The organism is Arachnia rubra, from assembly GCF_019973735.1.
Classification (GTDB): domain Bacteria; phylum Actinomycetota; class Actinomycetes; order Propionibacteriales; family Propionibacteriaceae; genus Arachnia; species Arachnia rubra.
Genome location: NZ_AP024463.1, coordinates 1167874 through 1193995, shown reverse-complemented (window position 1 = coordinate 1193995; position 26122 = coordinate 1167874). Strand labels below are relative to the sequence as shown.

At 66.7% G+C, this 26122-nt stretch carries 27 protein-coding genes; 10 read left to right on the top strand and 17 right to left on the bottom strand.

Translation table 11 applies throughout. The features are described from left to right. Window positions 1-32: 32 nt before the first annotated feature. The 3 genes from SK1NUM_RS05425 to SK1NUM_RS05415 form a co-directional block, all read right to left on the bottom strand. Window positions 33-1025 carry a FecCD family ABC transporter permease gene (locus tag SK1NUM_RS05425; protein WP_212326322.1) on the bottom strand — a complete coding sequence of 331 codons (993 nt, stop codon included), beginning with the start codon at window positions 1023-1025 and terminating at the stop codon, window positions 33-35. Then, window positions 1022-2038, bottom strand: a complete 1017-nt coding sequence (gene fepB / locus SK1NUM_RS05420) for a Fe2+-enterobactin ABC transporter substrate-binding protein (RefSeq protein WP_212326320.1) — start codon at window positions 2036-2038, stop codon at window positions 1022-1024. The genes SK1NUM_RS05425 and fepB overlap by 4 nt, the downstream gene beginning before the upstream one ends. A gap of 121 nt (window positions 2039-2159) precedes the next feature. Next, complete coding sequence (locus tag SK1NUM_RS05415; RefSeq protein WP_212326318.1) at window positions 2160-2789, bottom strand: hypothetical protein; 630 nt, start codon at window positions 2787-2789, stop codon at window positions 2160-2162. Between the two features lie 114 nt (window positions 2790-2903). Between SK1NUM_RS05415 and pknB the strand changes: the two genes are divergently transcribed. After that, window positions 2904-5036: a Stk1 family PASTA domain-containing Ser/Thr kinase gene (gene pknB, locus SK1NUM_RS05410; protein ID WP_212326316.1), complete on the top strand. Its 2133-nt coding sequence runs from the start codon at window positions 2904-2906 to the stop codon at window positions 5034-5036. A 98-nt stretch (window positions 5037-5134) separates the two neighbouring features. After that, entirely contained in the window at window positions 5135-6055 is a 921-nt protein-coding gene (locus SK1NUM_RS05405; protein ID WP_212326314.1) for a DMT family transporter, read from the top strand. A 51-nt stretch (window positions 6056-6106) separates the two neighbouring features. Here the strand turns inward: SK1NUM_RS05405 and SK1NUM_RS05400 are convergent, their stop codons facing one another. Genes SK1NUM_RS05400 through SK1NUM_RS05380 form a run of 5 tightly spaced genes read right to left on the bottom strand, consistent with a single transcriptional unit; the run spans window position 6107 to window position 11252 of the window. After that, the gene (locus tag SK1NUM_RS05400) at window positions 6107-7489 is read right to left on the bottom strand and encodes a class II 3-deoxy-7-phosphoheptulonate synthase (RefSeq protein WP_212326312.1); all 1383 of its coding nucleotides are present in this window, start codon (window positions 7487-7489) and stop codon (window positions 6107-6109) included. Window positions 7490-7524: 35 nt separating this feature from the next. Next, entirely contained in the window at window positions 7525-8193 is a 669-nt protein-coding gene (locus SK1NUM_RS05395; RefSeq protein WP_223927834.1) for a response regulator, read from the bottom strand. Next, entirely contained in the window at window positions 8190-9380 is a 1191-nt protein-coding gene (locus SK1NUM_RS05390; protein ID WP_212326310.1) for a sensor histidine kinase, read from the bottom strand. Before SK1NUM_RS05390 ends, SK1NUM_RS05395 begins: the two co-directional genes overlap by 4 nt. Then, the gene (locus SK1NUM_RS05385; RefSeq protein ID WP_212326308.1) at window positions 9380-10129 is read right to left on the bottom strand and encodes a lysophospholipid acyltransferase family protein; all 750 of its coding nucleotides are present in this window, start codon (window positions 10127-10129) and stop codon (window positions 9380-9382) included. Before SK1NUM_RS05385 ends, SK1NUM_RS05390 begins: the two co-directional genes overlap by 1 nt. A gap of 10 nt (window positions 10130-10139) precedes the next feature. Further along, window positions 10140-11252: a C40 family peptidase gene (locus SK1NUM_RS05380; protein ID WP_212326306.1), complete on the bottom strand. Its 1113-nt coding sequence runs from the start codon at window positions 11250-11252 to the stop codon at window positions 10140-10142. Window positions 11253-11382: 130 nt separating this feature from the next. Between SK1NUM_RS05380 and SK1NUM_RS05375 the strand changes: the two genes are divergently transcribed. Then, window positions 11383-13119, top strand: coding sequence for a DEDD exonuclease domain-containing protein (locus tag SK1NUM_RS05375; RefSeq protein ID WP_223927832.1), 1737 nt, complete (start codon window positions 11383-11385; stop codon window positions 13117-13119). Here SK1NUM_RS05375 and SK1NUM_RS05370 read toward each other — a convergent pair. Further along, complete coding sequence (locus SK1NUM_RS05370; protein WP_212326304.1) at window positions 13065-13574, bottom strand: peptidylprolyl isomerase; 510 nt, start codon at window positions 13572-13574, stop codon at window positions 13065-13067. The genes SK1NUM_RS05375 and SK1NUM_RS05370 overlap by 55 nt on opposite strands. A gap of 159 nt (window positions 13575-13733) precedes the next feature. Between SK1NUM_RS05370 and SK1NUM_RS15300 the strand changes: the two genes are divergently transcribed. After that, the gene (locus SK1NUM_RS15300) at window positions 13734-14498 is read left to right on the top strand and encodes a sunset domain-containing protein (RefSeq protein ID WP_212326302.1); all 765 of its coding nucleotides are present in this window, start codon (window positions 13734-13736) and stop codon (window positions 14496-14498) included. Between the two features lie 89 nt (window positions 14499-14587). Further along, window positions 14588-15145 carry a prepilin peptidase gene (locus SK1NUM_RS05360; protein WP_212326300.1) on the top strand — a complete coding sequence of 186 codons (558 nt, stop codon included), beginning with the start codon at window positions 14588-14590 and terminating at the stop codon, window positions 15143-15145. A gap of 132 nt (window positions 15146-15277) precedes the next feature. Here the strand turns inward: SK1NUM_RS05360 and trpD are convergent, their stop codons facing one another. Both trpD and SK1NUM_RS05350 read right to left on the bottom strand, forming a co-directional pair. Continuing rightward, complete coding sequence (gene trpD, locus SK1NUM_RS05355; RefSeq protein WP_212326298.1) at window positions 15278-16312, bottom strand: anthranilate phosphoribosyltransferase; 1035 nt, start codon at window positions 16310-16312, stop codon at window positions 15278-15280. Further along, window positions 16309-16731 (bottom strand): response regulator, encoded by a 423-nt coding sequence (locus tag SK1NUM_RS05350; protein WP_212326296.1) that lies wholly within the window; start codon window positions 16729-16731, stop codon window positions 16309-16311. Before SK1NUM_RS05350 ends, trpD begins: the two co-directional genes overlap by 4 nt. Window positions 16732-16820: 89 nt before the next feature. On the opposite strand from SK1NUM_RS05350, the gene SK1NUM_RS05345 reads away from it, so the two are divergent. Beyond that, window positions 16821-18278, top strand: a complete 1458-nt coding sequence (locus tag SK1NUM_RS05345) for a GuaB1 family IMP dehydrogenase-related protein (RefSeq protein ID WP_212326293.1) — start codon at window positions 16821-16823, stop codon at window positions 18276-18278. Between the two features lie 26 nt (window positions 18279-18304). Here SK1NUM_RS05345 and SK1NUM_RS05340 read toward each other — a convergent pair whose 3' ends face one another. The 4 genes from SK1NUM_RS05340 to SK1NUM_RS05325 are packed head-to-tail and all read right to left on the bottom strand — an operon-like array spanning window position 18305 to window position 20676. Continuing rightward, window positions 18305-18634 carry a HesB/IscA family protein gene (locus SK1NUM_RS05340; protein ID WP_212327518.1) on the bottom strand — a complete coding sequence of 110 codons (330 nt, stop codon included), beginning with the start codon at window positions 18632-18634 and terminating at the stop codon, window positions 18305-18307. 46 nt (window positions 18635-18680) lie between these two features. After that, window positions 18681-19532: a glycerate kinase gene (locus tag SK1NUM_RS05335; protein WP_212326291.1), complete on the bottom strand. Its 852-nt coding sequence runs from the start codon at window positions 19530-19532 to the stop codon at window positions 18681-18683. Beyond that, window positions 19529-19888, bottom strand: coding sequence for a PspA-associated protein PspAA (pspAA, locus tag SK1NUM_RS05330; RefSeq protein ID WP_212326289.1), 360 nt, complete (start codon window positions 19886-19888; stop codon window positions 19529-19531). Before pspAA ends, SK1NUM_RS05335 begins: the two co-directional genes overlap by 4 nt. Continuing rightward, window positions 19885-20676, bottom strand: a complete 792-nt coding sequence (locus tag SK1NUM_RS05325) for a PspA/IM30 family protein (protein WP_212326287.1) — start codon at window positions 20674-20676, stop codon at window positions 19885-19887. The genes pspAA and SK1NUM_RS05325 overlap by 4 nt, the downstream gene beginning before the upstream one ends. 316 nt (window positions 20677-20992) lie before the next feature. On the opposite strand from SK1NUM_RS05325, the gene SK1NUM_RS05320 reads away from it, so the two are divergent. The 3 genes from SK1NUM_RS05320 to SK1NUM_RS05310 all read left to right on the top strand — a co-directional run bounded on the left by SK1NUM_RS05320 (window position 20993) and on the right by SK1NUM_RS05310 (window position 23489). Continuing rightward, on the top strand, window positions 20993-21688 hold the full coding sequence (locus tag SK1NUM_RS05320; RefSeq protein WP_212326285.1) for a DUF3043 domain-containing protein: 696 nt from the start codon (window positions 20993-20995) through the stop codon (window positions 21686-21688). Beyond that, complete coding sequence (locus SK1NUM_RS05315) at window positions 21685-21891, top strand: hypothetical protein (RefSeq protein WP_212326283.1); 207 nt, start codon at window positions 21685-21687, stop codon at window positions 21889-21891. The genes SK1NUM_RS05320 and SK1NUM_RS05315 overlap by 4 nt, the downstream gene beginning before the upstream one ends. 104 nt (window positions 21892-21995) lie before the next feature. Continuing rightward, window positions 21996-23489, top strand: a complete 1494-nt coding sequence (locus SK1NUM_RS05310) for a leucyl aminopeptidase (RefSeq protein WP_212326275.1) — start codon at window positions 21996-21998, stop codon at window positions 23487-23489. 105 nt (window positions 23490-23594) lie between these two features. On the opposite strand, the gene SK1NUM_RS05305 is transcribed toward SK1NUM_RS05310, so the two are convergent. Together SK1NUM_RS05305 and SK1NUM_RS05300 are read right to left on the bottom strand one after the other, a co-directional pair. After that, entirely contained in the window at window positions 23595-24152 is a 558-nt protein-coding gene (locus SK1NUM_RS05305) for a hypothetical protein (RefSeq protein ID WP_212326273.1), read from the bottom strand. A 156-nt stretch (window positions 24153-24308) separates the two neighbouring features. After that, entirely contained in the window at window positions 24309-24629 is a 321-nt protein-coding gene (locus SK1NUM_RS05300; RefSeq protein ID WP_212326265.1) for a hypothetical protein, read from the bottom strand. Between the two features lie 37 nt (window positions 24630-24666). Between SK1NUM_RS05300 and SK1NUM_RS05295 the strand changes: the two genes are divergently transcribed. After that, window positions 24667-26070 (top strand): dihydrolipoyl dehydrogenase, encoded by a 1404-nt coding sequence (locus tag SK1NUM_RS05295; protein ID WP_212326263.1) that lies wholly within the window; start codon window positions 24667-24669, stop codon window positions 26068-26070. Window positions 26071-26122: the final 52 nt, after the last annotated feature.

Below are 26122 nucleotides of genomic sequence, written 5' to 3'. Positions count from 1 at the left end.
CGGCCCGCACCGCACTGACCTGACCTCAAGACTCACAGCTGCACCAGCCTCCGGGCCCGGGCCAACGCGATGAACAGGGGAGCTCCCAGCAGGGCGCACATCAAAGCTGCCTGCACCTCAGCCGGTGGATTGACCACCCGGCCCAGCACGTCGGCGGCCAGCAACGTCACTCCCCCCAGGAGGGCCGAGAGCCAGATCAGCACGCGATGACGGGGACCGGCGATCAGCCGCGCGGCAAAGGGGGCCATCAGCCCGAGGAAGGAGATGGGACCAACCAGGGCGGTCGCAGCGGCGCAGAGCACGAGGCAGGTGGCAGCCACCAGGCCCCGGGCCCGTCCCGCCGAGACACCGAGCCCCCGGGCAAACTCCTCACCCAGGGCGAGGGCGTCCAGGGACCTGGAGAGCAGCAGCGCCGCCAGCAGCCCAAGTCCTGACAGCGCCGCGGCGGCGGCCACCAGATCCAGTGGCCGCGGCATCACGGCACCCGCATCCCAGAAGCGGAACTCGTCGTAGATCCTCGGGTCGCTGAGCAGCATGAACGTCGTGATGGCGGAGACAACAGCGCTCCACGCAGCGCCCACCAGCACGATACGGACCGGATCGTGGCGTCCCCGCCAGGCGCCCGACGCACCTGTGACCACCAGGCCACTGATGAGAGCCCCGGCCAGGGAGACGAGCATCAGCAGGGCGATCGGCAAGGACCGGGCGATCCCCAGGCCGATGGCGACGGCGCAGGCAGCCCCAGCATTGACCCCAAGCAGGCCCGGCTCAGCGATCGGGTTACGGGTCAGCGCCTGCACCAGCACCCCGGCTATCCCAAGGGCCGCTCCCGCGACGAGCGCGATCAGCGTCCTGGACCCGCGCATTCCCAGCACGATAAGGCGGTGCTCACCGGTGCCACCACCGGAGAGCACCGCGATCACCTGATCGGATGGCACAGAGCCCGACCCGAACAGGAACGATGCCAGGACCAGGCAGGGCAGCAGAACCGCCAGCCCAAGCAGCGCCCAGATGGGCCGGCTCACTGGGTGTAGGCCGCTGCCAGGGTCTCGGCCATCGCTAATGCGCTGTAGTAGTCCAGTTTGAAGCTGGAGACGCCGAGCGGCACCAGCTTCCCGCTGCTGACGGCCTTGGTGGTGTTGTAGTTGGAGTCGGCCTTCAGCTTCTCCACGGTCTTGTCGTCCGCAGAGACGAGCAGCAGGGTGTCGGAGGTCAGGGCCTGGATGCTCTGCTCCACGGAGGCGAACACGAAGTCCCCGCGGTTCGCCCCCTCCGCGCCGCTGCTCTCTGGCGGGTCAGCGAGCTGGAATCCGAAGGCTGAGAAGATCTCGTCGTGCGGTCCACCGGGCTTCGCGAAGGACAACCCCTTGGTGGGCGTGTAGACGATCGCCTGGACTTTGTCGGTCGGCACCCCGGTCATGCCGGCCTTGAGCTCGGTGACCTTGGAGTTGAACCCCTTGATGAGCTCATCGGCCTTCGCCTGCGTGCCGGTCACGTCCGCGACCTGTTTGGTCACCTTTTGCCAGCTCTCGGAGTTGTAGTTGATGGCGACGGTGGGCGCGATCTTGGACAGCGATTCATATTGGTCCTTGGTGCTGTCGCCGCCGGTGGACGCGATGATGATCAGGTCCGGCTTCTCGGCGGTCACGGCCTCGATGTTGAGTTCGCTGTTCGTGTAGAGGGCCTTGACACCGCGCTCCTTGGCGACCTGGGACCAATGGGTGAAGAAACCGGAATCGTCAAAGCCCTCGGCGCCTGGTTTCGATGCGCCGGATCCGACGACGGGGGCATCAAGGGCTAACAGGGTGCCGGTCAGCACCACGGAGGTGGACACTATTCGCTTTGGGGTGCCACTGATGGTGGTCTCCCCGAGGTCGTGGGTGATGGTGCGGGTGGCCTCCGCGGACGGGGAGGCATTGCCGCCCTCAGACCCGGAGCCGCCACCAGGAGCACACCCCGCCAGGCCCAAGACCAGCAGCGCTGAGGCTAGGCCTGAGAATGTCCGCCTGGTTATCGAGTTGAATCGCGTATTGGTCACGTGAGAACTCTTTTCTGTTTGAAACAGCTTAGGTAGGCCTCACATTAACAGCAGCCGGCCGGCGTCCCGGGGAGATTTCACGAGGCACGTCTCCAAGCCCGGTGAAGCTCGCCGGGCGTTTTCACGCCATCACGGAGAAACGCAGGTACTCATCGGCGGCCGGGTCCTCCCGCCATGCCTGGCGCAGAATCTCGTCCACCTCTTCCAGCTCCTCGAACGACTCGCCCCCGGTCAGCCAGACCCGGCGGACCCCAGCCGCCACGAGAGAGGCGACCGACGCCACGCCGAGATCCCCGGCAGCGAACCAGGGCAGCGACTCCGCCCGCAGCGGCGGCTGCGAAGCCACCGCGGCCTGCACTAGCTGGGCATCTGGGCGGGTTCCTGGCACAACCAGGAACTGAAGAGCCTCGTCCGGCCCGGTGACTTCATCCACGTCCTGAACCACATGTCCCAGCAGCGCCCACTGGTGCGGCCTGGAGAGATCCCTATCACCTGGGAGAAGGACACGTACATCTGACTCGATATCCGGGGTGTCGACCGCCAGCAGCACCCTCTGGCCAACGTAATTCCTCAGCTCTCTGAGGACTTTGAGATCGGCTCTCCGGTCCAGGCTGTGCGCAGTGGTGAGCATCGCCAGGTCCACTCCGCCAATCACAAGACCCGGTAAGCGGTCGCTGGCCTCGGCCAGTGGCAGCTGTACCGCGAGGCGTGAAAGCAGGATTCGTGAACGCAGACTGCTCAATACGGTCATGGGGGAAGCCTACGCGGCGTGCCCCTGAACCGCTCACTTCACAATCGGCCTAAACTCTATGCTGGCAGAGCTTATCGCCCAGCTTAGATCCCCTAACTTCCCCAGGAGACCGTGGTGAACAAAAGCAGTACCTACGACCCGATGGTCGGAAGTGTGCTGGACGACCGCTACGAGATCCTCGCAAAAATCGCCCGGGGCGGTATGGCGACGGTCTACCGAGCCCGTGATGCGCGACTCCAGCGAACCGTAGCGGTCAAAATCATGCGGACTGACCTTGGCGAGGATGACGAGTTCGCGGCGAAGTTCGACCGGGAGGCGCGTTCCGCTGCCCTGATCAACCACCCTGCAGTCGTCAGCATCTTCGACCAGGGCATCTCCCGAGGCCAGCCGTACATCGTGATGGAGTTCATCGACGGTGAGACGCTGCGCCGGCTCATCGCCCGCGACGCCCCCCTGGATCCGCTGCTGGCCCTCGACTACCTGGAACCCATCGCCTCGGCGCTGTCCGCCGCCCACGACGCCGGGATCGTCCATCGTGACATCAAACCCGAGAATGTCATGATCTCAACCCGCGGCCATGTGAAGGTGGCCGACTTCGGGCTGGCCCGGCAGACCGAGTCCCCGCAGATGACTGCCACTGGGGTCCTGGTGGGCACGGCCTCATACCTGCCCCCCGAACTCGTCACCCATGCCCGGCCGGATTCACGCAGCGACATCTACTCCACCGGGATCGTGCTGTTCGAGTTGCTGACGGGCAAGAAACCGCACATAGGCGAGAACAACTACCAGATCGCCTACGCACACGTGAACGTCGATGTCCCCGCCCCATCGGCAAAACTCAGCGAGCTGGGGAATCCGGGCTTCATCCCCGACTACCTGGATGCGCTGGTCGCGGCCTGCACCGCGCGCGACCCGGAGGTGCGCATCGCCGATGGGCGTGAGCTCATGGACAAACTGCGGCGAGTGCGCATCGAGCTGCTCGACCATCCAGGGCAGCACAATCCGGTGCTGGCCGCCCGGCTGCGCCCCCTCCCCAGCGACGGCGAGGATGCCACGCAGCAGATCTCGCCACGCCCCGAGCCCCGGCCCCGGCCGCTCAAGGAACTGCCCCCCGCCCCTGCCCGTCCCCCGGTGCTCCACTCTCCGGTGCCAGAGCCGGAGGATGCGGAGGAGGTCTCCCCGGATGCCGTAACGGCTGTGGTCGAGCCGCAGACCATCCAGTCGCCAGTTCCAGCGGGACAGGCCAGGTCCGCTGGGTCACCGCCCAGGGCAACCATGCCCGGCCGCCCGCGAGGGGGGTCCCCCGCATCGCACCGGACACCGATCTTCCCCCAGCTGAGTTTCTCGCAGGACCCGGTCTACCGGCGGCGGCGGGGAATCATCCTGCTCATCCTGATTTTGCTGATCACGGTGATACTCATCGTCACCTCGTGGTGGTGGGCGGACGGGCGGTTCACCACCACTCCCGACATCACGAATGTCTCCCAGGACCAGGCAGCCCAGGCTCTTCAGGCGAACAACCTCGATTTCACGACCCAGGAGGCCTTCTCCGAGGAGGTGCCGGTGGGATCAGTCATCAGCAGCGATCCAGCCGCAGGTTCCCGCACTTTGCGAGGCACCAAGGTGACGGTGATCATCTCGAAGGGACCCGAGCGCCACGCCATGCCGGAGGTGGAGGGGCAGGAGCTCGCGAAGGCGCGCGCCGACATCGAGTCAAACCACCTGCTGGTCGGGCAGGTCAAGGAGAACTGGTCGGAGTCCGTGGAATCTGGCCGGGTGATCTCGGCCAGCCAGCCGGTCGGCACCCTGCTACCCCGGGACACCAGCATCGACCTGGTGGTCAGCAAAGGACGCCAACCATTGGCCATCAAGGACTACACGAACAAGGACGCCGACCAGGCCAGCAAGGAGCTGAAGGACCAGGGGTTCAAGGTGGAGGTCGCCGAGGCGCACTCGGACACCGTTGCAGCTGGGCTCGTGATCTCCCAGGACCCCGCCAGCGGCAACGGGCATCGCGGTGACGTGGTGAAACTGGAGAAGTCACTCGGCCCGGAGATGGTCGCGATCCCGGACGTGGCATTGAAACGCACCGACGAGGCCCAGAAAATCCTTGAGAGCGCCGGGTTCAAGGTGGAGGTCCAGAACACCTCCTCTTTCCCGCTGCCAATCGGCCTTGCCTCCGGTACCAGCCCTGGGGCGGGAACCATGGCGCCCAAGGGAAGCACCGTCACGCTCCTGGTGGCATGAGCCCCCATCACCAGAGGCGCCGTTTCCCCCGGAATGTTCCCCAGAAATTGGCCTGAGAATCCAATTCCTTATCCCGGAGTCTCTTATAGGCTGTCCAGGTGACCCCGAACCGTCGGCTGCTGCCGTCCATCGCTCTGCTGCTGACGGCTGCAGCCTGGGGCTCAACCGTGGTGGTCGCCAAAGGGGCCTATGAGTTGATGACGCCGGCGCACCTGCTGATCTCCCGGCTGACCCTGACTGGCCTGTGCCTGTTGCCAGCGTTCCTCCCACACCTGAGGATGAAACGTGAGACCTGCCTGCGGGGTATCGTCCTGGGGCTGATCTTCAACAGTGGCCTGGCCCTCCAGATGCTGGGGCTGGACTACACGCCACCGTCGTTGTCCGCTTTCATCACGGCAAGCTACGTGGTGTTCACGGCAATCCTCACCCCGGTGCTCCTGAAGCAGCCCACCCCGGGACGTACCTGGTTCGCGGTGCTGCTGGCCCTGGCCGGCATCGGTGTCCTGGCTTTCGGGCATGGCGGCGGCGATGGCGGTTTCGGGTTTGGCGCCGCCATCACGCTGCTCAGCGCTCTGCTGTTCGCCCTGCACATCCTCCTCCTGGGACGCTGGGTGGAGCCGGAGACAGTGCAGTCGCTGACCTTGATGCAGGCGTTGACCGGGGCCGTGGGGGCGTTGTGTTTCCTGCCCTTCGCCGGCTACCACCTGCCCTCCACCTGGGAATTGTGGTGGCCGGTCCTCTACCTGGGAATATTCTGCGGGGCCGTCACGCTTTTCCTGCAGAGCTGGGCTCAGAGCTACGTGCCGGCCGCCACATCCGCGGTGATCATGTGCTCGGAACCGATGTGGGCAGCTGTGTTCGCCATCGGGGTCGGGATGGAGGAACTCACCTGGCAGGTCCTGGTGGGCGGCGGCCTGGTGGTCTCCGCACTGCTGCTGACGGCCTGGCCGAGACACCGTGCTCGCTTCCTGGACGTGCTCACCGAGGAGCTGCGTTCCCGCGCCAGACGCCGCGGTTGAGGGCCTTGGCTCCCCCAGGCGCCGGGCAGCGACCCAGGGACGCAAAGCGTGTCAGAGATCGCGCACCTGGAAGTCCTGCACCGGGCTGGTGCGCCTGCCGCGGCCCTGACGGAGCCGAGTGGCGACGGTGAACGCCAGCTCGAGGCTCTGGTTGCGATTCAGGCGGGGATCACACACCGTCTCGTACCGGTTGGAAAGATCCGTCTCCTCCAGCTTCAGGACGCCGCCGACACACTCGGTGACGTCGTCGCCTGTCAACTCGACGTGCAGTCCACCCGGCCAGGTGCCGAGCGCGTCATGGACATCGAAGAAGCCACGCACCTCCTCGACGACGTCATTGAAGGACCGCGTCTTGTACCCGTTGGCCGCCTCAAAGGTGTTGCCATGCATCGGATCACACACCCAGGCGACTTTACGGCCGGTCTCCTCCACCCCCGAGATCACCTCCGGAAGAACCTCGCGCACCTTGCCTGCGCCCATCCGGGTGATGAATGTGATCCGGCCCGGCTCCCGTCCGGGGTCAAGACGATCAGCGAGCTCGATGGCCTGCTGTGGCGTGGTGGTGGGGCCCAGCTTGATGCCCAGGGGGTTGCGCACCCGCCGCAGCAGCTCGACGTGAGCCCCGTCGAGCTGGCGGGTGCGCTCCCCGATCCACAGCATGTGCCCGGAGCAGCCGTAGAGCTGCTGCGAGCGGGAGTCGATGCGGGTCATGGCCCGCTCGTATTCCAGCAGCAGCGCCTCGTGTGAGGCGTAGAAGTCGATGGTGGACAGAGCCCGGTCCTCCACCCCGCAGGCCACCATGAAGGTCAGGGCCCGGTCGATCTCAGCCGCCAGCTCCTCGTAGGCGGCCTCCACATCCGGGGTGCCGACGAAGTCACGGTTCCAGGTGTGTACCCCGCGTAGATCCGCGAACCCTCCCTTGACGAAGGCGCGCACCAGGTTGAGCGTGGCCGCCGAGGCGTTGTAGACCCGGATCAGGCGCTCGGGATCATGGACGCGCTCGGCCTGCGTGAAATCGAACCCGTTGATGGCATCGCCCCGGTAGGAAGGCAGCGTGACGCCGTCGCGGGTTTCCGTCGGCTTGCTGCGGGGCTTCGCGTATTGCCCGGCGATCCTTCCCACCTTCACCACCGGTACCTGAGCCGCGTAGGTCATCACCACGGCCATCGACAGCTGCACCAGCAGCTTGTCCTTGATGTGCTGGGCCGTCACCGCGTCGAAGGACTCAGCGCAGTCGCCACCCTGCAGCAGGAATGCCCTACCCTCGGCCACCTCCGCGAGCTTGCTGCGGAGGTCATCGCACTCCCCTGCGAAGACCAGCGGAGGCAGCTTCTCCATGGTGTCGATCACGCGATCCAGGGCGGCCTCGTCCGGGTAGCTGGGCTGCTGGAGCATCGGAAGGGAACGCAACTCAGCCCGGGACATGATCGACATGCGGGGAAGATTACCTCACAGACGCGACGGGACGTTCATTCGCTGGGTTTGTGAAGCCCCTGGTCGATGGCGTACAGAGTCAGTTCGACACGGTTGTGGAGCTGGAGCTTACGCAGCACATTCTGCACGTGGTTCTGGACGGTGCGGTGGGAGACGAACAGCTCCTCGGCGATCTCCCGGTAGGCCAGGCCCTTGGCCACCTGGCGCAGCACCTCCACCTCACGGGTGGTCAGGACCGGGCCATCGTCGTCGTGGCTGTGCGCCACATTGACCATACGCCGGAACTCCCCGAGCACCAGCCCGGCCAGGCCTGGTGTGAACACCGCGTCGCCCGCCGCGGTACGCCGCACCCCCTCGATCAGCTCGGCCTTCGAGGCGGATTTCACGAGATAGCCGCGCGCCCCGGCCTTCATGGCCCGCAGCACGTCCTCTCGTTCACCGCTGGCGGAGATCACGAGCACCTGGATGTCCGGGAACTCCTGGACCAGCAGCTCCGTGCAGGTGGCGCCATCCGGGTCCGGGATCTGCAAGTCCATCACCACCACGTCGGGGCAGGTCGCGCGAGCCCTCTGCAAGCACTCCGTCCCGTTCTTGGCCGCAGCGACGACCTCAAAGCCCTCATCGACGAGGTCCTCACTCAAAGCATCAATCCACATGGGGTGGTCGTCCACCAGCATCACGCGGTTCCGAACGATCTCGCTCACGCCTCTCCAAACTTCACGGGACACCGCAGCTCCCACTCAGTCCCCTCTCCCGGAGTGGACTTGAGGACCGCCGAGCCACCGATCGCTGTCATCCTGCCTACGATCGAGTCCTTGATCCCGAGACGGCCCCGGTCCCCGGCTGAATTGGCAGCCGCCAAATCCATGCCAACTCCATTGTCGCGCACCCAAAGGATCACCTCCGAGCTGTCCTCCTGGTCCAGCAGAACCCAGACCTTCGCATCCGGTCCCGCGTGCTTGTCGACGTTCTTCAGTGCTTCAACAAGCGTAGCCTCCACCTCCTCCGCGATCAGTCTGGGGACCAGAACCTGGCCAGCCATCGTGGAGACAGTCACCCTCGTACTCTGGAACCGGTCCAGCACGGCTGCCAGATCCACCTGCGCTGTGGCGCTGTCGCTGAGGATCTTCTTGTCACGGATCAGGTTACGCAACTGAGCCTCCGATTGATGGGCCAGCTCCGCCAGGCGCAGACCGCGCGGCCCCAGCTCCGGGCCCTCCCGCTCCACGAGGGCGAGCACCTGCAGGGCTCCGTCGTGCACGATCCTCGACAGCCGCTCCCGCTCCCCAAGTGCCACAGAACGGATCCGGGCCCGTTCCTGCTCGGTGATGGTGCGTTTGAACTGGGTGATGAGCACCCCGACGCAGACGCTCATCAGGAGGATCGCCAGCACCAGGTCAATCCGAGCGATCGTCACCCGCGGCGGGATCACCAGCAGTGGTATCGCGGTGGCCACGGTGGCGGCGATCCCCGCGGCGGTTCCCCGCAGCGCAGCCGCATACAGGCAGCAGCCAGTCATCCAATATCCCGCCAGGGAGCTCTGCCCGTAGGGATGCTCCGTGACCAGCGGGGTCGCGAGGATCAGGGAACAGGTCACCGCACTGTCAGCCAGATGAACCCACAGGCTCCGGTCGGTGGGGCGCCTCAGCAGCAGCGTGACGGAAATCGTCCACACGACGATGACCACCATGGCGACGACCAGCCCAGGCTGGTTCCTGGCGGTCGGGTAGATGAACCAGGAGGAGACGACAACGGTGTGGATCGCCAGCACCAGGCGGACCGTGGCGGTGACCACGAAGACCCGTCCCAGGACGTCGTAGTCCTTGCGGAACCAGGAGGAGGCTGCCTGGGCCCATCCCAGGGGCGCGGAGGTGGGAGGTGTCCCAGGCATCAGTCGCCACTCGCCGCCGGCCTGGGGCCGCCACCCGGACGAGGCAGCACAAACTCGTCGGACCCCTTCTCTTTGAGATCGCCATACTTGACGCGCGTGGCATAGACGTCAGCGTATTCCTGGCCCGTCAGCTGCTGAATAGCAGCGAGCACCTCCTCCGTAACCCAGCGCAACGCATGGGTCTCGGCCTCGCGGCCCCGCAGGTCTGAGAAATCGAGGGGCTTGCCCACCGTCACGACGGGCCGCCTGACCCAGGGTATGCCGAGGAAACCCCTGACCGTCTGGGTGCCCGTCAGGCCGACGGGGATGACCGGGGCCCCAGAAGCCAGGACCATACGGGCCATCCCGGTCCTGCCCTTGTATAGACGACCGTCCGGGGAGCGGGTGCCCTCCGGGAAGATCGCCACCACCTGGCCGCTGTCCAGCACATCGAAGATGGCCTGTAGGGAAACGGCCGACGCACGGCCCCCACCTCGGTCCATCGGGACCATCCCGATGGCCTTCAGGAACCAGGCCACGATGATGCGGCCTATATTCCGTCCCCCGTTGAACAACTCGGCCTTCGCGGGGAAGGTCACCTTCCGCGGCAGCATCGCGGGGATGATCACCGGATCCATCGTCGCGATGTGATTGCTCACGAGAATCGCACCACCGCTGGTGGGTACATTCCCAGCCCCATGGATGCGGGCACGGAAACCGTGCCGCACCAAGGGGCGAAAGATGAAGATTTTGAAGAACGTGTACCACATGTGGGTGGGCTCAGCCGACGCGTCGTGCTCCCATGTAGGGCATGGAGTTCACATCGGCGGTGACGACACCGCTGCGGGGGTTGGCCGCGTGGACGATCTTCCCATTGCCGATGTACATGCCGACGTGGGTGATGCCGCTGTAGTAGAAGACCAGGTCACCTGGTTGCAGGTCGCCCTTGGAAACGGAGCTGCCGGCCGAGTACTGGGTCTGAGAGGTACGCGGTAGGGAGATCCCGACCTGCTTGTAGGCGGCGTACATCAAACCGGAGCAGTCGAAGGTGGACGGCCCCGCGGTGCCCATCACATACCCCTTGCCGACCTGCCCCAAGGCGTAGTTGACGGCCTGAGAGGCCCGGCCAGACCCACCACCCGCGGAGGGGGAATCGGACTTTTCCGACTTGTCGCCGTCAGCCGCCTTGTTGGACGACTGTGATGATGGGCTTGACGTCGGAGATGGGCTCGCGCTGCTCTGCTGAGCCTCCTGCGCCTCCCGCGCAGCGGCCTCCTCCTGGCGCTTGCGCTCCAGTTCCTTGAGGCGCTCCTGCTCCTCAGCACTCAAGCGGTCGTAGACCTTCTGGGCCTCAGCCTCTTTGGCGTCATAGTCCGCGGCCAGCTTCTCCTGGGATGCGCGGTCTGCCTTCAGGGACTCGGTGATGGCGCTCTGCTGGTCACGGAGCGAGTCCAGCCGGGCCTGCTCCACCTGCAGGCTCTGCAGATCGGCCACGCTCCGGTCGGTCTCGTTCTGGATGGTGCCCAGTCCCGAGAGGAAGGTGGAGTCGTCGCCGCTGCTGAGCAGCTGGCCGGTGATGTCGACGCTACCACCGAGCCCGCCTCCGCTGTTGAGCTGCATCATGGCCAGGTCACCGAGGTTCGTGCCCAGCTGCGCAACCTTGGACTCCTGGGTGGACAGGTCCTGCTTGATGGTCTCAAGCTTGCCCTCTGACTCCTCAGCCCGGGAGATGGTCTCAATGAGCTTGGCGTCCAGGGCCGAGGACTCCTCCTGAATGCGGTCCAGGTCAGCCTTGGCCGATGCTACGGCGTCGGGATCCGCGGATGCCATGGGGACGAAGATGACGCTGGTCGCTGCAAGAAGGCCAACCAGCCCGGTACGGAACAACTTCACTCGAAACTCCAGACGCTCGGGGGACGAGGCTGAGAGAATCCTAAACGACCTTTAGGACATTCCCAAACTGTATGTAGCGAGACCTGCGCGGGGAGGTGTTTTGTCGTGCCCGGCGGGTAGTTTGCTGAGCATGATGACGCCGCATCGCCCCGCAGAGCTCTCCCAGCCGAGCTTCGACGACCTGGGATCCCACCTGCGCACCACCACCTTCTGTGTCGTGGATCTGGAGACCACGGGCGCGGGGTCCGATGCGCAGATCACCGAGATCGGGGCGGTGAAAGTCTGTGGCGGGGAGGTGCTCGGCGAGTTCCAGACCCTGGTGCGGCCCTCGGTCCCCATCCCCGCGATGATCCAGGTTCTCACGGGCATCACGGACGCAATGGTTGCCGCTGCACCCTCCCAGGCAGTGACGGTCCCGGGCTTCATGCAGTTCTCCGCAGGCTGCGTACTGGTCGCCCACAATGCTGCCTTCGACATGGGTTTCCTGAAACGCGCCTGCGATCAGCTAGGCATCCCCTGGGGCCGCCCCACCGTGATCGACACCGTCACCCTAGCCCGTCAGGTACTGCCGCGGGATGAGGTACGCAACTGCAAGCTGGGAACACTGGCCGCCCATTTTCATGCCACAACCCAGCCTGACCACCGTGCCCTGAGTGATGCCCGCGCCACCGTCGATGTGCTGCATGCTCTTCTGGAAAGGGCGGGGAGTCTCGGCGTCGACACGCTTGAGGACCTGCGTGAGATGCTCTCCCGCGTCTCACCGGACCGCCGGGCAAAACGCGTCTGGACCAAGGACCTGCCGGACGCGCCTGGGATCTACTGGTTCGAGCACGAAGGCCGTGATACAGACGGCCGGTCTCGCAAGGAGGTTCTGTATGTCGGCAAGTCCCGGAACCTGCGCAGGCGGGTGGCATCGTATTTCTCAGCGGCGGAACAGCGGACCCGGATCCACGAGATGGTGCGGGTGGCCACCGGGGTCAGGACGATCACCTGCGCCACCGCTCTCGAGGCGGAGGTGCGGGAGCTGCGCATGATCGCCGGCCAGGCACCGCGCTACAACCGGCGCTCCAGGAATCAGCAGCGCCTATGGTGGCTGAAACTCACCAATGAGCATTTCCCCCGCCTGGCGACAACCCGGAGGCCATCTGCCCAGGACATCTTCTGGGGCCCGTTCCGCACCTCACCAGCTGCACGGGACATGGCCCGGGCATTCCGTGACGCGTTCGGGATCCGGGAGTGCAGATACCGGCTCTCCAGCGAGGAGCCACGTGCAGCCTGTGCGGCGGCGGAGCTCGACCGTTGCCAGGCCCCTTGCGAACTGGGACCGGGCGCGGAAGGCTACGAGGCGGGCGTTGAGCGCCTCCGCAGAGCCTGGCGGGGCGATGTCAGAGAGCTGCTGGCCTCAGCCGCTCCGCGGCTTGCGGCGCTGGTGGCCGGGGAGCGCTTCGAGGAGGCGGGGGAACTGACCGACCGCCTGCTGACAGCTCACGAGACCTCCCGGCGTCTTCACCGGGTGCTCTCCCTAGCGCGCTGCGCCGAGCTGGTAGCAGCCGCCCCGGAGGGCGGCGAGTGGGCGATCCACGTCATCCGGTTCGGGAAGCTCGCGGGCGCCTCCAAGGCCTGCACCGCCCAGGTCCGGGAGACCGCCCAGATCACCAGGGACATGGCCGAGACCGTGGAAGAAGCTCCCGGCGGGTTACCCGCCGGGAGCTTCGAGGAGGCTGAGTGCGTGGCCGGATGGCTGGAGTCACCTGGGGTCAGGTTCCTGAGTACCGTGGGCGACTGGGCCTGGCCTGCGCACTGCGCAATGGATCAGGAGAGGGTCACCGAGTTGATCACGACGGGAGTGGTCGGGCGGTCGCGGTGATCCGTCTCCGTGGTGGCAATGGCATCCACGACGGCCTGGCTGGCCGGGTCCTTGACCTCCCCGAAGATGGTGTGACGACGGTTGAGGTGCGGGGTGGGTGCGACGGTGATGAAAAACTGCGACCCATTAGTGCCGGGCCCGGCGTTCGCCATGGCCAGCAGGTAGGGCCGGTTGAAGGAGTGCTCCGGGTGGAACTCGTCGGCAAAACGGTACCCGGGGCCACCGGTACCAGTGCCGAGGGGGCAGCCGCCCTGGATCATGAACCCGTCGATGACGCGATGGAAACCAAGGCCGTCGTAGAATTTCCCGGTCTTGGTCTCGCCCGTGGTCGCGTCACGGTATTCCTTGGTGCCCCCCGCGAGGCCGACGAAGTTCGCCACCGTGTTGGGAGCCTCGTCGTCGAACAACTCGATGACGATGTCACCCTTGGTGGTGTGAAGAGTAGCTGTGCTCATGCGCCCAAACCTACACGTAACCCAGCGGCCCGGCCCGCAAATCAACGGCATGGGGGTTATCCCCGAATTTTCATCTGATTCCGGGTGGGGGCAGCCACGTGGCCTGTGAACCGGTAGCGTTGGGAGTGCTCGATCACGAGCCAACCATTGGAGGAAGCAGTGAAGAAGTCACGACTGACCAAGGCCGCCGCGCGTTCTGCCGCCGCCGCCACGGAGGCTAGCCGCGGTATCTGGGATGAGGCCGTCGAGAAGGCCGCCGCGATCCTGGCGGAAGCACAGCGCAAGGCCGCACCGGTAGCGCGAGAGGCCGGAAAGCGCACAGCAGATTTCGCCTCGAGGCGCCTAGAGGTCTGGGAGCCGCACATCCGCGACGCCCTCGACAAGGTCCCGCCGGCCGTCGACGCAGCCCACGGCAAGGTCACAACCGAGTTGCTGCCCAATCTGCAGCAGGCCCTGCACAAGGCTGCCGGGCACCAGATCGCCGTGGTGCCCGCCAAGAAGCGCAAGGGCGGTAAGTTCAAGAAGTTCGCGAAGTTCGTGTTCATCGGCTCGCTCGTCGCCGGCGCCGTCGCCGCGGTGCGGCATTTCCTGACTCCCAAGGACGACGGCTGGACGGCGCATGAGCCATCGCGCGCCTACATCAACAACAACGACACCTTCGCCACCGCGGCGAAGTTCAACGAGCCTGTCTCCCCTGCCGGACCCAAGGTGGCAGAGCCCGCCGCTGAGGCCCCGAAGGAGAGTTTCGGTGAGGGCTCCTACGTGGGCCCGAATCCCCCGGAGGGCTATATCTTCAAGGGAAATGAGCGCTCGAAGAAGTATCACGTCCCTGGCACGCGCGGCTACGAGCTGACGATCGCCGAGGTCTGGTTCAACTCTGAGGAGGCCGCCGAGGCGGCCGGCTTCACAAAGGCCCAGCGCTGACACTGACCCTTTTCGCGCTGGCCCTGGCCAGCGCGGCGGCAGCCGCGGCTCACCTCATCGTGGTGGTGCCGCGGCTGCCGCGTCTTGCAATGGACCCAGCGGATCCACCGCCTGATTACACCGCCCTGGCGCGGCCATGGGATGCCGTCCTGCTGGGGATCGTGGCCTTTGGGAGCGCCTGTGCGCTCTGGCGGGTCCCGCCGGTGCAGCTGCCGCTGTGGTTCGGATATCTCGGCGCCGGTGGAGCGCTGGTGTGGGTGGATCTGAAGACCACCTGGCTGCCGAAACGCCTGCACTGGGTTGCCACTGCCCAGGTTGGAGCAGGGCTTGCGCTGGTTGCCTGCGCCTCCCCGGGCGTGGCGGCATCGGCCCTAGCGGGTGCATTCGCGGCCTCTGGGCTGCTGTGGCTGGTCTGGAGGTTCTCCCGCAGCTTCGGTTTCGGTGACGTCCGCCTGGGGTTGCTGGTCGGCGCGACCGCAGGATCGATGGGCCTACAGCCCTGGGGGCTCGCCCTGGTATCCGGCACCCTGATCGGTGCTCTCTGGGCTCTCATCCATGCCCTGCGCGGCCGCGCCTCGGAGCCCTTCCCCTACGGCCCGGCACTGTGGCTGGGCCCCCTGGCGGCAGCCATCCTCACGAGCAGCTGAGGAGACTCACCGACGGCCACGGAATAGCCGGGCTACTGTTACCAGTGCCCGGCCGTGGACTGCCCGTGTGAGCGCGCCGCCCCCGATGGGTTGCCGCCAGCCTGGCTCTCCTGCCTGGGCGGGGTCAGACCATCAGGCTTTGGTGGCCTCGATCCAGTCGTCCAGCTTCCTGTGGGCGCTACCGTCGTCAATGGCGCGGCTCACGTCCCCCAAGGCGGCGTCGAGCTGTTCGGCCAGCGGGACCACCGCACTCACCCCGCGGTAGGCCAGCAAGGCCGCAGCCGCATTGAGAACCACGATGTCACGCACCGGACCGGTCTTGCCCGCCACCAGATCCCGCACCACCTGGGCGTTGTGCTGCGCGTCCCCCCCTCTCAGGTCGGCTGGGGCGGCGGGTGACAATCCCAGCTCAGCCGGGTCCAAAGTCGTGCGATGCACCCGCCCGTCGGCAACGACCCAGACATCCGAGGCGGAGGTCGTGGTGAGCTCATCAAGGCCGTCGAAACCGCGGAACACCAGGCCACGCACACCGCGACCCGCCAAGACCCGCGCCACGACGGGCGCGATGTCGTCGTTGGCCACGCCAAGCGCCATAGCTTGGGGACGGGCCGGATTCGACAGGGGCCCAAGGAAGTTGAATGTGGTCTGGATCGCCAGTTGCTTGCGCACCCCAGCCACGTATTTCATCGCGGGATGGTAGAGCTGGGCGAACAGAAAGGTGATCCCCACCTCGTCCAGGACTGTGGCCTGGCGGATCGGTTCGAGCATGATGTTTAGTCCGAGCGCCTCGAGGGTGTCGGCGGTCCCGGCCTGCGAGGAAGCGGCCCGCGAGCCGTGTTTGACCACCTTGGCGCCCGCGGCGGCGGCCACGATCGCGGCCATCGTCGAGATGTTCACGGTGTTTGCCCGGTCGCCGCCTGTCCCCACGACATCGACGGCTTCCCGGTCGAGGGTGACCTGGACGGCGTTGGCGAGCATCGCGGAGCTCAGGCCCTCGATCTCGTCCTCAGTCTCCCCCTTGGCGCGCAGCGCAACTAGCAGGGCAGCGAGCTGCACCTCGCTGGCTCGACCGGAAAGGATCTCGTTGAGCGCCCACTGGGCCGCCTCACTCTCCAGGCCTTCCCTGCGCACCAGCCCTGCCAGGATGTCCGGCCAGGTGTGGGTCATGACACTTTCTCCCTCTTCTTCCCGTTCTTCCTCTCCCGGAGCAGCTCAGCGGCCTGACCCGGCAGCCGGACCGGATCAACCGGGTAGGGCGAGATTGCCTCGGCACGTGACCAGGTGCCCAGCCAGGCATCAGCGACGCGAGCGACGAGCAGTAGCACCGGCGGACAGTCCTCGTACTCCTCCTTGACCTGATGCGCCAGGCCGAAGCCTCCCTCGGGCTGGGCCTCGCCGTCCAGGATCAGGAGGTCGACGCTGGGGCCGACATCCAGCCTCCTGAACATCGCCGGACCGGTCGCGACCTCCTCGACCTCGATGGGAGGAAGATCAGAGGCCACCTTGCGTCCAAGGGCGAGCCGGACCTGCTCCCGCACCGTGCGGTCGCCGGAAAACAGCAGCACCCTGAGGGTCTCGTCGCTCATTGTCTCTCCTTGGCCACATACGACTTCGCAACATCGTATCCCCCGCACGGAATACGCGGGAAGCATCTGGCAGGGCATAGGCTGCCCGTGTGCGTTTCCTCAATGAACGACCTACCAAGGACCTGACCTACTCCGACGTCTTCATGGTGCCGAACCGCTCCGATGTCGCCTCCCGGCTGGACGTCGACCTCACCTCCACCGACGGCCTGGCGACACCGCTGCCGCTGGTCGCGGCGAACATGACCGCCGTCTCCGGCAGGCGGATGGCCGAGACCATGGCGCGCCGCGGCGGGCTCGCGATCTTCCCCCAGGACATCCCGGCCGATGTGGTCGCCCATTCCATCGGGGAGGTCAAACAGGCCCATCCCGTCTTCGACACCGCCGTGACGGTCTCCCCCGACACCACTGTGGGCGAGACCATCAGCCTCATCGCCAAACGTGCCCACGGCGTGGCTGTGGTCACCACATCCGGCCGCGCCATCGGCCTGGTCCATCCACAGGACGCCGCCATGGCCGACCGCTTCGCGCAGGCCCGCGACGTGATGACCAGCGACATCATCACCGTCTCGGATGACACCGCGCCGAAGCAGGTCTTCGACTCGCTCTCGGAGCGGCATCAGAAGGTTGCTCTGGCCATTGGCGAGGACGGCCTGCTGATCGGCATCATGACCAGCAAGGGGGCACTGCGTTCCGCGCTCTACTCCCCCGCACTCGACGAGCAGGGACGCCTGCGCACAGGGGTCGCCGTCGGGATCAACGGTGACGTGGCCGCCAAGGTGCGTGCCGCACTGGATGCCCATGCTGACGTGCTGGTGATAGACACCGCCCACGGGCATCAGGAGAAGATGATCGCGGCGCTGGGGCTGGCACGCGGGGAACGCGACGCCTTCGCGGCGCGCACGGGCCATCAGGTGCTGATCGTCGCGGGCAATGTCGTCACCGCCGAAGGGACACGCGATCTCATCGCGGCCGGAGCTGACATCGTCAAGGTCGGGGTGGGGCCAGGCGCGATGTGCACCACCCGGATGCAGACCGGCGTCGGCCGCCCCCAGTTCTCCGCCATCCTGGAATGCGCTGCTGCCGCCCGTGAGCTGGGACGGGCGGTGTGGGCCGACGGCGGCGTCAGGCATCCCCGGGACGTTGCCTTAGCGTTGGCTGCCGGAGCCGGCTCGGTGATGATCGGCTCCTGGTTCGCCGGCACCCACGAGTCCACAGGGGACCAGCTGTTCGACCACGAGGGCCGGGCCTACAAGGAGAGTTTCGGCATGGCCTCCGCCCGTGCGGTCAGGCAACGCACCAGGGAGCAGTCGGCCTTCGACCGGGCCCGTGCTGCCCTGTTCGAGGAGGGCATCTCCTCTTCACGGATGTATCTGGATCCAGCGCGCCCAGGGGTCGAGGACCTGCTGGACTGGATCACCTCGGGGGTGCGCAGTTCAGCAACCTACGCGGGTGCCCGCACGCTTGCGGAGTTCACCGAGCGGGCTGTCATCGGTGTGCAGTCCGGCTCCGGTTTCGAGGAGGGGCGCCCGGTCAAGGCCAGCTGGTAGCCGGCTGGCCAGGCGCCACGCAGGGATCAGTGGAAGGAGTCGCCGCAGGCGCAGGCACCCGTGGCGTTCGGGTTGTCAATCGTGAATCCCTGCTTCTCGATCGTGTCGACGAAGTCGATAGATGCGCCGCCCAGGTAGGGGGCGCTCATCTTGTCGGTGACGACCTTCACGCCGTCGTACTCGGTGGCGATGTCGCCGTCGAGGTCGCGGTCGTCGAAGTACAGCTGATAGCGCAGCCCGGAGCACCCGCCCGGCTGCACCGCAATTCGCAGGCTCAGATCAGTGCGGCCCTCCGCCTCCAGGAGAGAGCGCACCTTGGAGACGGCGACGTCAGTCAGCACGACGCCCTTGGGCATAGTCTGGGTTTCACTCACGAAGCCGATTCTACTTCTCTTCGCCGACTCACCAAGTCCAGGTGCTGGCGACCCGCCGGGCAACATCTCCGAGCTCCTCCGCGGTGAAGTCAATCTCCTGCACACCTGCCCGGGCCACCGCATGCGCCTCCTCAATCCCCGCCAGGCGCAGCTCCCGGGAGGAGACGAAATTGCGGCCGGCCACCACGACGACCGGCCGCAGGGCCTCGGCGCCGATGCGCGTCAGCTCAGCGACCACGTCCCCGCCACGCCGGTGAAAGTCCAGCACATCGGTGCCAGTCACCACGAGATCGGCCCTGGCGGACAGCTCCGGGAGCCGGTAGCCGCTGACGCTGACGTCGATCCCCGAGGCGACCTGTGCCCCGCAGGCCAGGGCCCAGGCCCCGAGCCCACACAGCGCCCCCGCGGAGGCGGTGTCCGTGATCCCTAGCCGCTCCAGCCAGGCCGCGGCCCGGGAGTCGTCGGCAAGTGTGGCGGCAAGCTCGGCCCCCTGCGCACGGCCCCGCTCCGCCAGGGAACCCGTCAGGCCCGTCAGGACCCGTCCCGCCTCCCGGTGCGGGACCACCAGCGTCACGCCAGCGCCCACCGGGAGCACCGGCAGCTCCAGCAACTCCGCGAGGGACGGCGCGGCCACGGCCGTGGCGTCCAGATACCCAGGACTCTCGCCCAATAGCTCACAGACCTGCTGGAAACTGCGCGCGGCAAGCACCCGCGCCCCCGGGGAAAACCGCTGCACAGCCCCAGCGAACCCATCGCCACCCTCAGCCAGCGGGGTGACCGCAACCTGCGCCCCCCGCTCAGCGAAAGCCTCCGCAATGACATCGGACGCCTCGGCTGAGCCAAGGCGTCCGATCCGGTCGCAGGAGACCAGGACCCTCATTCGCTCCCGGCAGGGGCGGTTTCCGTGTCCGCTCCGGGAACCGTATCGCCCCCTCCCAGCGGGTGGCTGTCAGGGACGAGACCGTAGTACTCGGACGTGCTGTCAAGCAGCTCACGGACCTCGTCAAGGGAGGCCTCCACGTCGGGAAACACCAGGTCGGACTCGACGATCACATCGTCCGGGACCTCCTCGCCGTTGCGGCGCACCTCATCGATGAGCCGCTGCAGTTCGACCCGGAGCTGTTGCTGATCCCCGGCCTCAACGGCGCGCTCGACCGCCTCGTCGATCTCGTTGAGCTCAAGCAGCTGTTCGGGCTCCATAGTCCACTGCCCGAGTCCCATGATGCGCACGATCATGCCTGCCCCCCGTTCTGTTCAACGGTGCGGGTGTTCTCGATCATGGGGGTGTTGGACGTGGAAATCTGCTGGCGCGGCGCAGAGCCGCCACTCAGCTGGGCCTTCATCGCGGCCAGCTCACTCTCCACAGAGGAGCCGGAGGCCAGGGCGTCGAGTTCACGGTCGAGATCGTTGCCGACCATGCCGCTGGGATCCTCAAGGGCGCCGGTCTCCAGCAGCTCGTCGACGGCAGAGGCGCGGGCCTGCAGCTGCAAGGTCTTGTCCTCGGCACGCTGGATGGCCATCCCGACATCGCTCATCTCCTCGGAGATGCCGGTGAACGCCTCGTTGATCCGGGTCTGCGCCTCAGCTGCCGAGTAGGTGGCCTTGATGGTCTCCTTGCGGGTGCGGAAGGCGTCGACCTTCGCCTGGAGGCGGGTACTGGCGCGCACCAGCTTCTCCTCCTCGGCCTGGAGGGCCGCATGCTGGTTCTGGAGATCCTGCAGCTGGGCGCTGAGGCCGGACTTGCGCGTCAGGGCCTCACGGGCGAGGTCCTCGCGGTTGGACTCAAGCGCCCGCTGCGCGGTGACGGTGTAACGGTCGATCTCGGAGCTCATCTTCTGCGCCTGGAGTTCCACGCGCTTACGGCTGGTGGCGACATCCGCCACCCCTCTGCGCACTTTGCGGAGCAGCTCAAGCTGGCGCTCGTATGAGTAGTCAAGGGTTTCGCGCGGATCCTCGTATTTGTCGAGTGTTTTGTGCGCCTTGGTCTTGAACATCAGGGCTATCCGCTCAAAGATGCCTGCCATTGGGGTCCTTCCACTGCTGGTCAATGTCACCAACCGTACCGTCCCATGAGTTTACGTGGAGTGGGTACCACCCTGATTCCAACCCTGATGTTCGATGACCGTTAGAATTGCCGCGCAAAGGTTTCGCAAAGAGGTGGTGGCTGGGCAAAGACCGCACACGGTGACGAGGCTGGTGAGACGCACGACAAGGATCACGCTGGGCGCATGTGCGATCCGCGGGTATAGCGCAGGCCAGCAGCTCACCTGGAGGGCCGCGACGCACAGCACCCGCCCCTGAGACCACTGAAGTTGACGACACCACCCGAAGGCAGATTCCGTGGCACTGTTCCGCCCATACGAGCGTAAGACCGAGCATCCAGGCCGGGAGCCCCGCCAGCGCACCCGGCTCGTGCCCGGGCCTAAGAAGAAGGCAGGAGCCGCCACGGACCCGGGCGGGGACGCTGCCGGCTCCGCCGTCCAGGAGGCTAGGGAACCGGAGGCTCCGAAGCCGGCAGCCGGCAAGGTGAAGGTGGTCCGTCGCAAGCCGGTGCGCAAGTCGGAACCAACGCCCACCCGTAAACAGGCGGAGGCTGCCAGGATGGAGCGGCTGCACCCGAACCTGACCCCGAAGGAACAGCGCAAAGCCGACCGCGAGGCCAGCGCCAGGCAGCGGATGGAATCCTGGGACAAGATCGAGTCCTCACCGGAGCGCGTCCTGGCCCGCGACTATGTCGACGCGCGCTGGACGGTCACCGAGTTCATGTTCCCTGTCATGATCCTGATCATGGCAGGGACGATGGCCACAGCCGCATGGCCGCTGATCAGCCTGGCCATCGGCCTCGGGTTGTGGCTGATGCTCATCTTGAGCCTCATCAACACCTGGTTCATGTGGCGGGGCTTCCGGAGGCTCCTGGCCCGCCGCGTCCCGGGCGCCAGCCCGCGCGGCCTGCTGATGTACATGTTCAACCGGGCAATGTGGATCCGCCGTTTCCGGCGCCCAGCGCCCCGGATCAACCGAGGGGAGACGATATGAGCTACCAGTGGCGTCCTGATGCCGGAGCCCACGAGATGGAGGACCTCCGGTCGCAGGACCTGCTCCCAGAGTTCGGCACCCAGCAGGAGGCCGAGGACTGGCTTGGCCTGTACTGGTCTGACCTCCTGGAGGCCGGGGTCACGCAGGTCAGTCTCTGGGATGCGGACCAGCAGGTCCTCCCCGCTATGTCGTTGAACCCCTAACCGGCGTGCCCGAAGGCCCAGTGGCTGAACCGGCTGGGATGCCCCCGCACCTTCTGGACCTTTCTGGGCAGGCGCCCTTTCCGCAGAGCCTCTAAGCTGGCCCAGTGAGCACCAACATCCCTGTTCTGAAGACCGCGAAAAGCATTGACCGAGACGCCGACATCGTCGTGGTCGGCCTTACCAGTGTCAGTGAAAACCCCACCCTGGTCGGGGTGCCAGCGGAGTTGGAGAAGGCCTGGAACAAGTCCTTCCCCGACTCACTGCTGGAGACCGCCGTCGGGCTGGGGGCCCGCAGCGAACTCGGCACGCTGGTCACCCTGCCGCCGTTCCCCCAGCGGGTCATGGTCGTCGGCCTGGGCGACGTGGATGTCACCCCGGCCGCTCTCCGGCAGGCCTGCGGGGTGACGCTGCGGCAGATCACAGGCTCGAAGGACGCCGAGAACCTGAGCGTCACGATCTCCCTGGAGCTGCATGATCCCGAGCTGGCGCGCGCCGCCGCGGAGGGGGCCGTCCTCGGGGCCTACCGCATCCCGCGGGTCACCCAGCAGCCAGGGTCCTGCAAGGTGGCCACCATCACTCTGGTCACCGGACGGGCCCAACTCAAGGAGTCCGTCGAGGAGGCAGGGATCGTGGCCGCGGCAGTGGTACAGGCCCGGGACTGGATCAACACCCCGCCGAATCTGCTCTACCCCGAGACCTTCGCCGAGGCCGCCAAGGACCACGTCTCGGACCTCAAGGTCGGAGTCGAGATACTGGATGAGAAGGCACTGGCCAAGGGCGGCTACGGTGGCCTGCTCGCGGTGGGCGGCGGCTCATCGCGCCCGCCACGCCTGCTCCGCCTCAGCTGGGCCCCACGCGGTGCAAAGTTCCACCTGGCGCTGGTCGGCAAGGGCATCACCTTCGACTCCGGCGGTCTCGACATCAAACCCGCCGGGCAGATGGCCTCCATGACCTGTGACATGTCCGGGGCGGCCGCTGTGATCGCCGCCACCCGCGCCATCGCGGCACTGGGCCTGCCGGTCAAGGTCACCGCTTATGCCGCCATGGCCGAGAACCTGCCCTCCGGAACCTCCTACCGCTCCTCCGACGTGCTCACCATGTTCGACGGCACCACTGTCGAGAACGTCAACACCGATGCGGAGGGGCGGCTCGTCATGGCCGATGCGCTGGGGCGCGCCGGGAACGACTCCCCCAGCCTGATCGTCGACGTGGCCACCCTGACCGGTTCCTGCATGGTCGCCCTCGGAAAACGCACCTCGGGACTCATGGCGAGCGACGACGCCACCGCTGACCGCCTACTCGACGCCGCCGAAGCCGCCGGCGAGGCATTCTGGCACCTGCCGATCACCGACGAGGCCCGGGAGAGCCTGAAGTCGGACACCGCCGACCTGCGTTCCGGCGGGAAGCACCGCTACGGCGGTGCCCTGGTGGCGGCCGCCTTCCTGCAGCACTTCGTCCCGGAGGGCACGTCCTGGGCACACCTGGACATCGCAGGCCCGGCCTGGAACGACGAGGCCCCGCACGGCTACACCCCGGCCGGCGGGACGGGCGCCGCGGTACGCACGCTGATCTCCCTGGCGGCCCACCTGGCAGGCTAGGACTCACCCATCATGATCGTGGGCACGGGATTTCTCTCCCGTGCCCACGACTGATCTTCCGGCCCCAGCAGCCAGTGAAAAACGCAATGCCTGGCTGCCGCGGAGTCAGGGATGCTGCCCCTGGTCATGGGCACGTTCCCTGGGAATGCCTGCATGGCCACTGATGAGTTTGAGTAGGAATACCGGGCCCAGCCACCGGTTCTGCTGGCCTGGACTGTTGCGCCAGTCCATACCGGCGAGCAGGACAGCGATCACGGTGGCCAGGACGGGACGGATGCGGGAACGGGGGATGAGAAGTTCCAGCGCCGCCGTGGTCGCGTTGACCTCCAGATAGCGGCAGAGGGCTTGTTTCCACGTCCCCTGCCCGGTCATCGCCAGCAGGAAGGGATGCGCATGCATCCCTGTGAACAGGAGACGAGCCGCCAGATTGCGCCTGGCATAGACGCACCGGGTGGCAGGCTGGTGAAAGGCGACCATGCCGCCGGTCAGATCAAAGGCGATCATCGCCGCAACAGCACCCTGCACGGTCCCGCCGCGGCGCCTCGCGGCAAGGCCCGCAACCAGGCCCGAGGCCACTGCCGCACTGAGCACTGGCCCGGCCTCCCCGGGACTAGACAGGCCTAACAGCGACCGGATAGACAGTGGGGATTCCCGCGGCTTCATCCTGTCAGGCTACACAGCACCGAGGCAGTGCAGCAGGTTTCTCATGCCGTCCTCATGAGGCACTTGGCAATGGCACGGTCCTGCTTGAGGCTCAGCGACGGCCATCTGCGCTGCGGGAACCATGAACGCGCATAACACCAGGCAAATACGCCCGTATTAACGCTTTTTGTTCTTGGCCCCGTATTCGCGCATCCGCTGGGGATAGGGCACTACCCCTGCGTCGTAGGCGGGAATGTCGTGCCGGGCTGCGAAGTCGTGGCCGAAGGCAACCGATGGGATGGCGCGCCGCGTCGACTCCCCGTCGGCGGCCACCAGCAGGATCGACGGCCGGTTGAAGCTGGTCGGCTGTTCGAGCCAGGCCTCGACGCCCCGCCGGGTCGCGACGAAACCGTCGAGGTGGTCCAGGAGCACCCCAGCGACCTCCCGCTGCTCCCTCGCCACCTGCGCGGCAGCTTTACGCCTTGAGAACCAACCCACCCGGACATTATGCCGGGAGGATGGAAGACTGTCCCGCATGACGCAAGTTCCTGACCTGGCCATCCTGGGCGGCGGCTCCGCCGGCTATGCAACCGCGCTGAGAGCAGCGCAGCTCGGCCTGGACGTAACTCTCGTGGAGGAGGACGAGCTGGGTGGCACCTGCCTGCACCGGGGCTGCGTCCCCACCAAGGCGTGGCTGCAAGCCGCGAAGACCAGGGCCACTGTGGCAAAGGCAGACCGCCTGGGGATCGGGGCCATCCTCACAGGGGTGGATCTGGCGAAGGTGCGAGGCTTCGCTGACTCCCTGGTCTCCGGGCTACACCGGGGGCTGACGGGGCTGATCCGTTCCCGCGGCATCCAGGTGGTCCGGGGCCGCGGACGGCTGATGGTGGATTCCGGCGGCCCCGGACTGGCGGTCGGTGGCGAGCTGCTGCGGGCCCGCAATGTCGTCCTGGCGACCGGGGCCGTTCCCATCACCCTCGGCCTGCCGACCGATGGGGAGCGCATCCTCACGAGCGAGCACGCGCTGCGGCTGGAGCGGCTGCCGGAACGGGCCGTCATCCTCGGCGGCGGGGTGATCGGGGTCGAGTTCGCGTCCCTCTGGCGTGACCTGGGGATGGATGTGACCCTGGTGGAGGCTGCCCCGCACCTGCTTCCGGCGGAAGATGCGGACCTCGTCGCGGTCCTGGAGCGGCGCCTGAGGAGCCGGGGGGTCGGCCTGAGGCTGGGTACACAGGCCGAGGGCTTAGTGCGCGACGGCGGCGAGGTGCACCTCAGCCTGCCCGAGGAGACCCTGACAGCGGATGTCGCGCTGATCGCGGTGGGACGCCGGCCCCTCACAGACGGCCTGGGACTTGAGGATGCAGGCGTCCAGACCACCTCAACCGGCCATGTAAAGGTCACCCGGGAACTGGCGACCACCGCCGCGGGGGTATTCGCGGCAGGGGACCTCATCGCGGGCCCACAGCTGGCCCACCGCGGCTACGCCCATGGCCTCTTCCTGGCCGAGCACCTGGCCCATCTGGCAGGTAGGCACCCCTCCCGGCCACGGCCTCCCCAGGACTCGGACATTCCGCGTATCACCTACTCGGCTCCGCAGCTGGCCTCGGTGGGGCTGACCCGTGAACAGGCAGCGGCGACCGGGGGCTGTGAGGTCTCCGATTTCGATCTGCGCGGCAATGCGCGCGCCCTGATGCTGGCGGCCGGGGACCGCGACCCCGGACTGGTGCGCGTCGTCCGCCGTCCGGGCGGGGCCGTGGCCGGGATACACGTGGTGGGCGACGATGTGGCAGAGCTGATCGCCGAGGGCAGCTTGATGGTGGGCTGGCAGGCAACCCCCGACGACGTGAAGGAACTGATCCATCCGCACCCGACCCTCAGCGAGGCCCTGGGGGAGGCAAACCTGGCGCTCGCCGGTTCGCCTCTGCACATGCACACCTGATTGAAGGATAGGCTTGGGGAGGATAGCGACGCGCTAGACGCAAAGGAGCCAC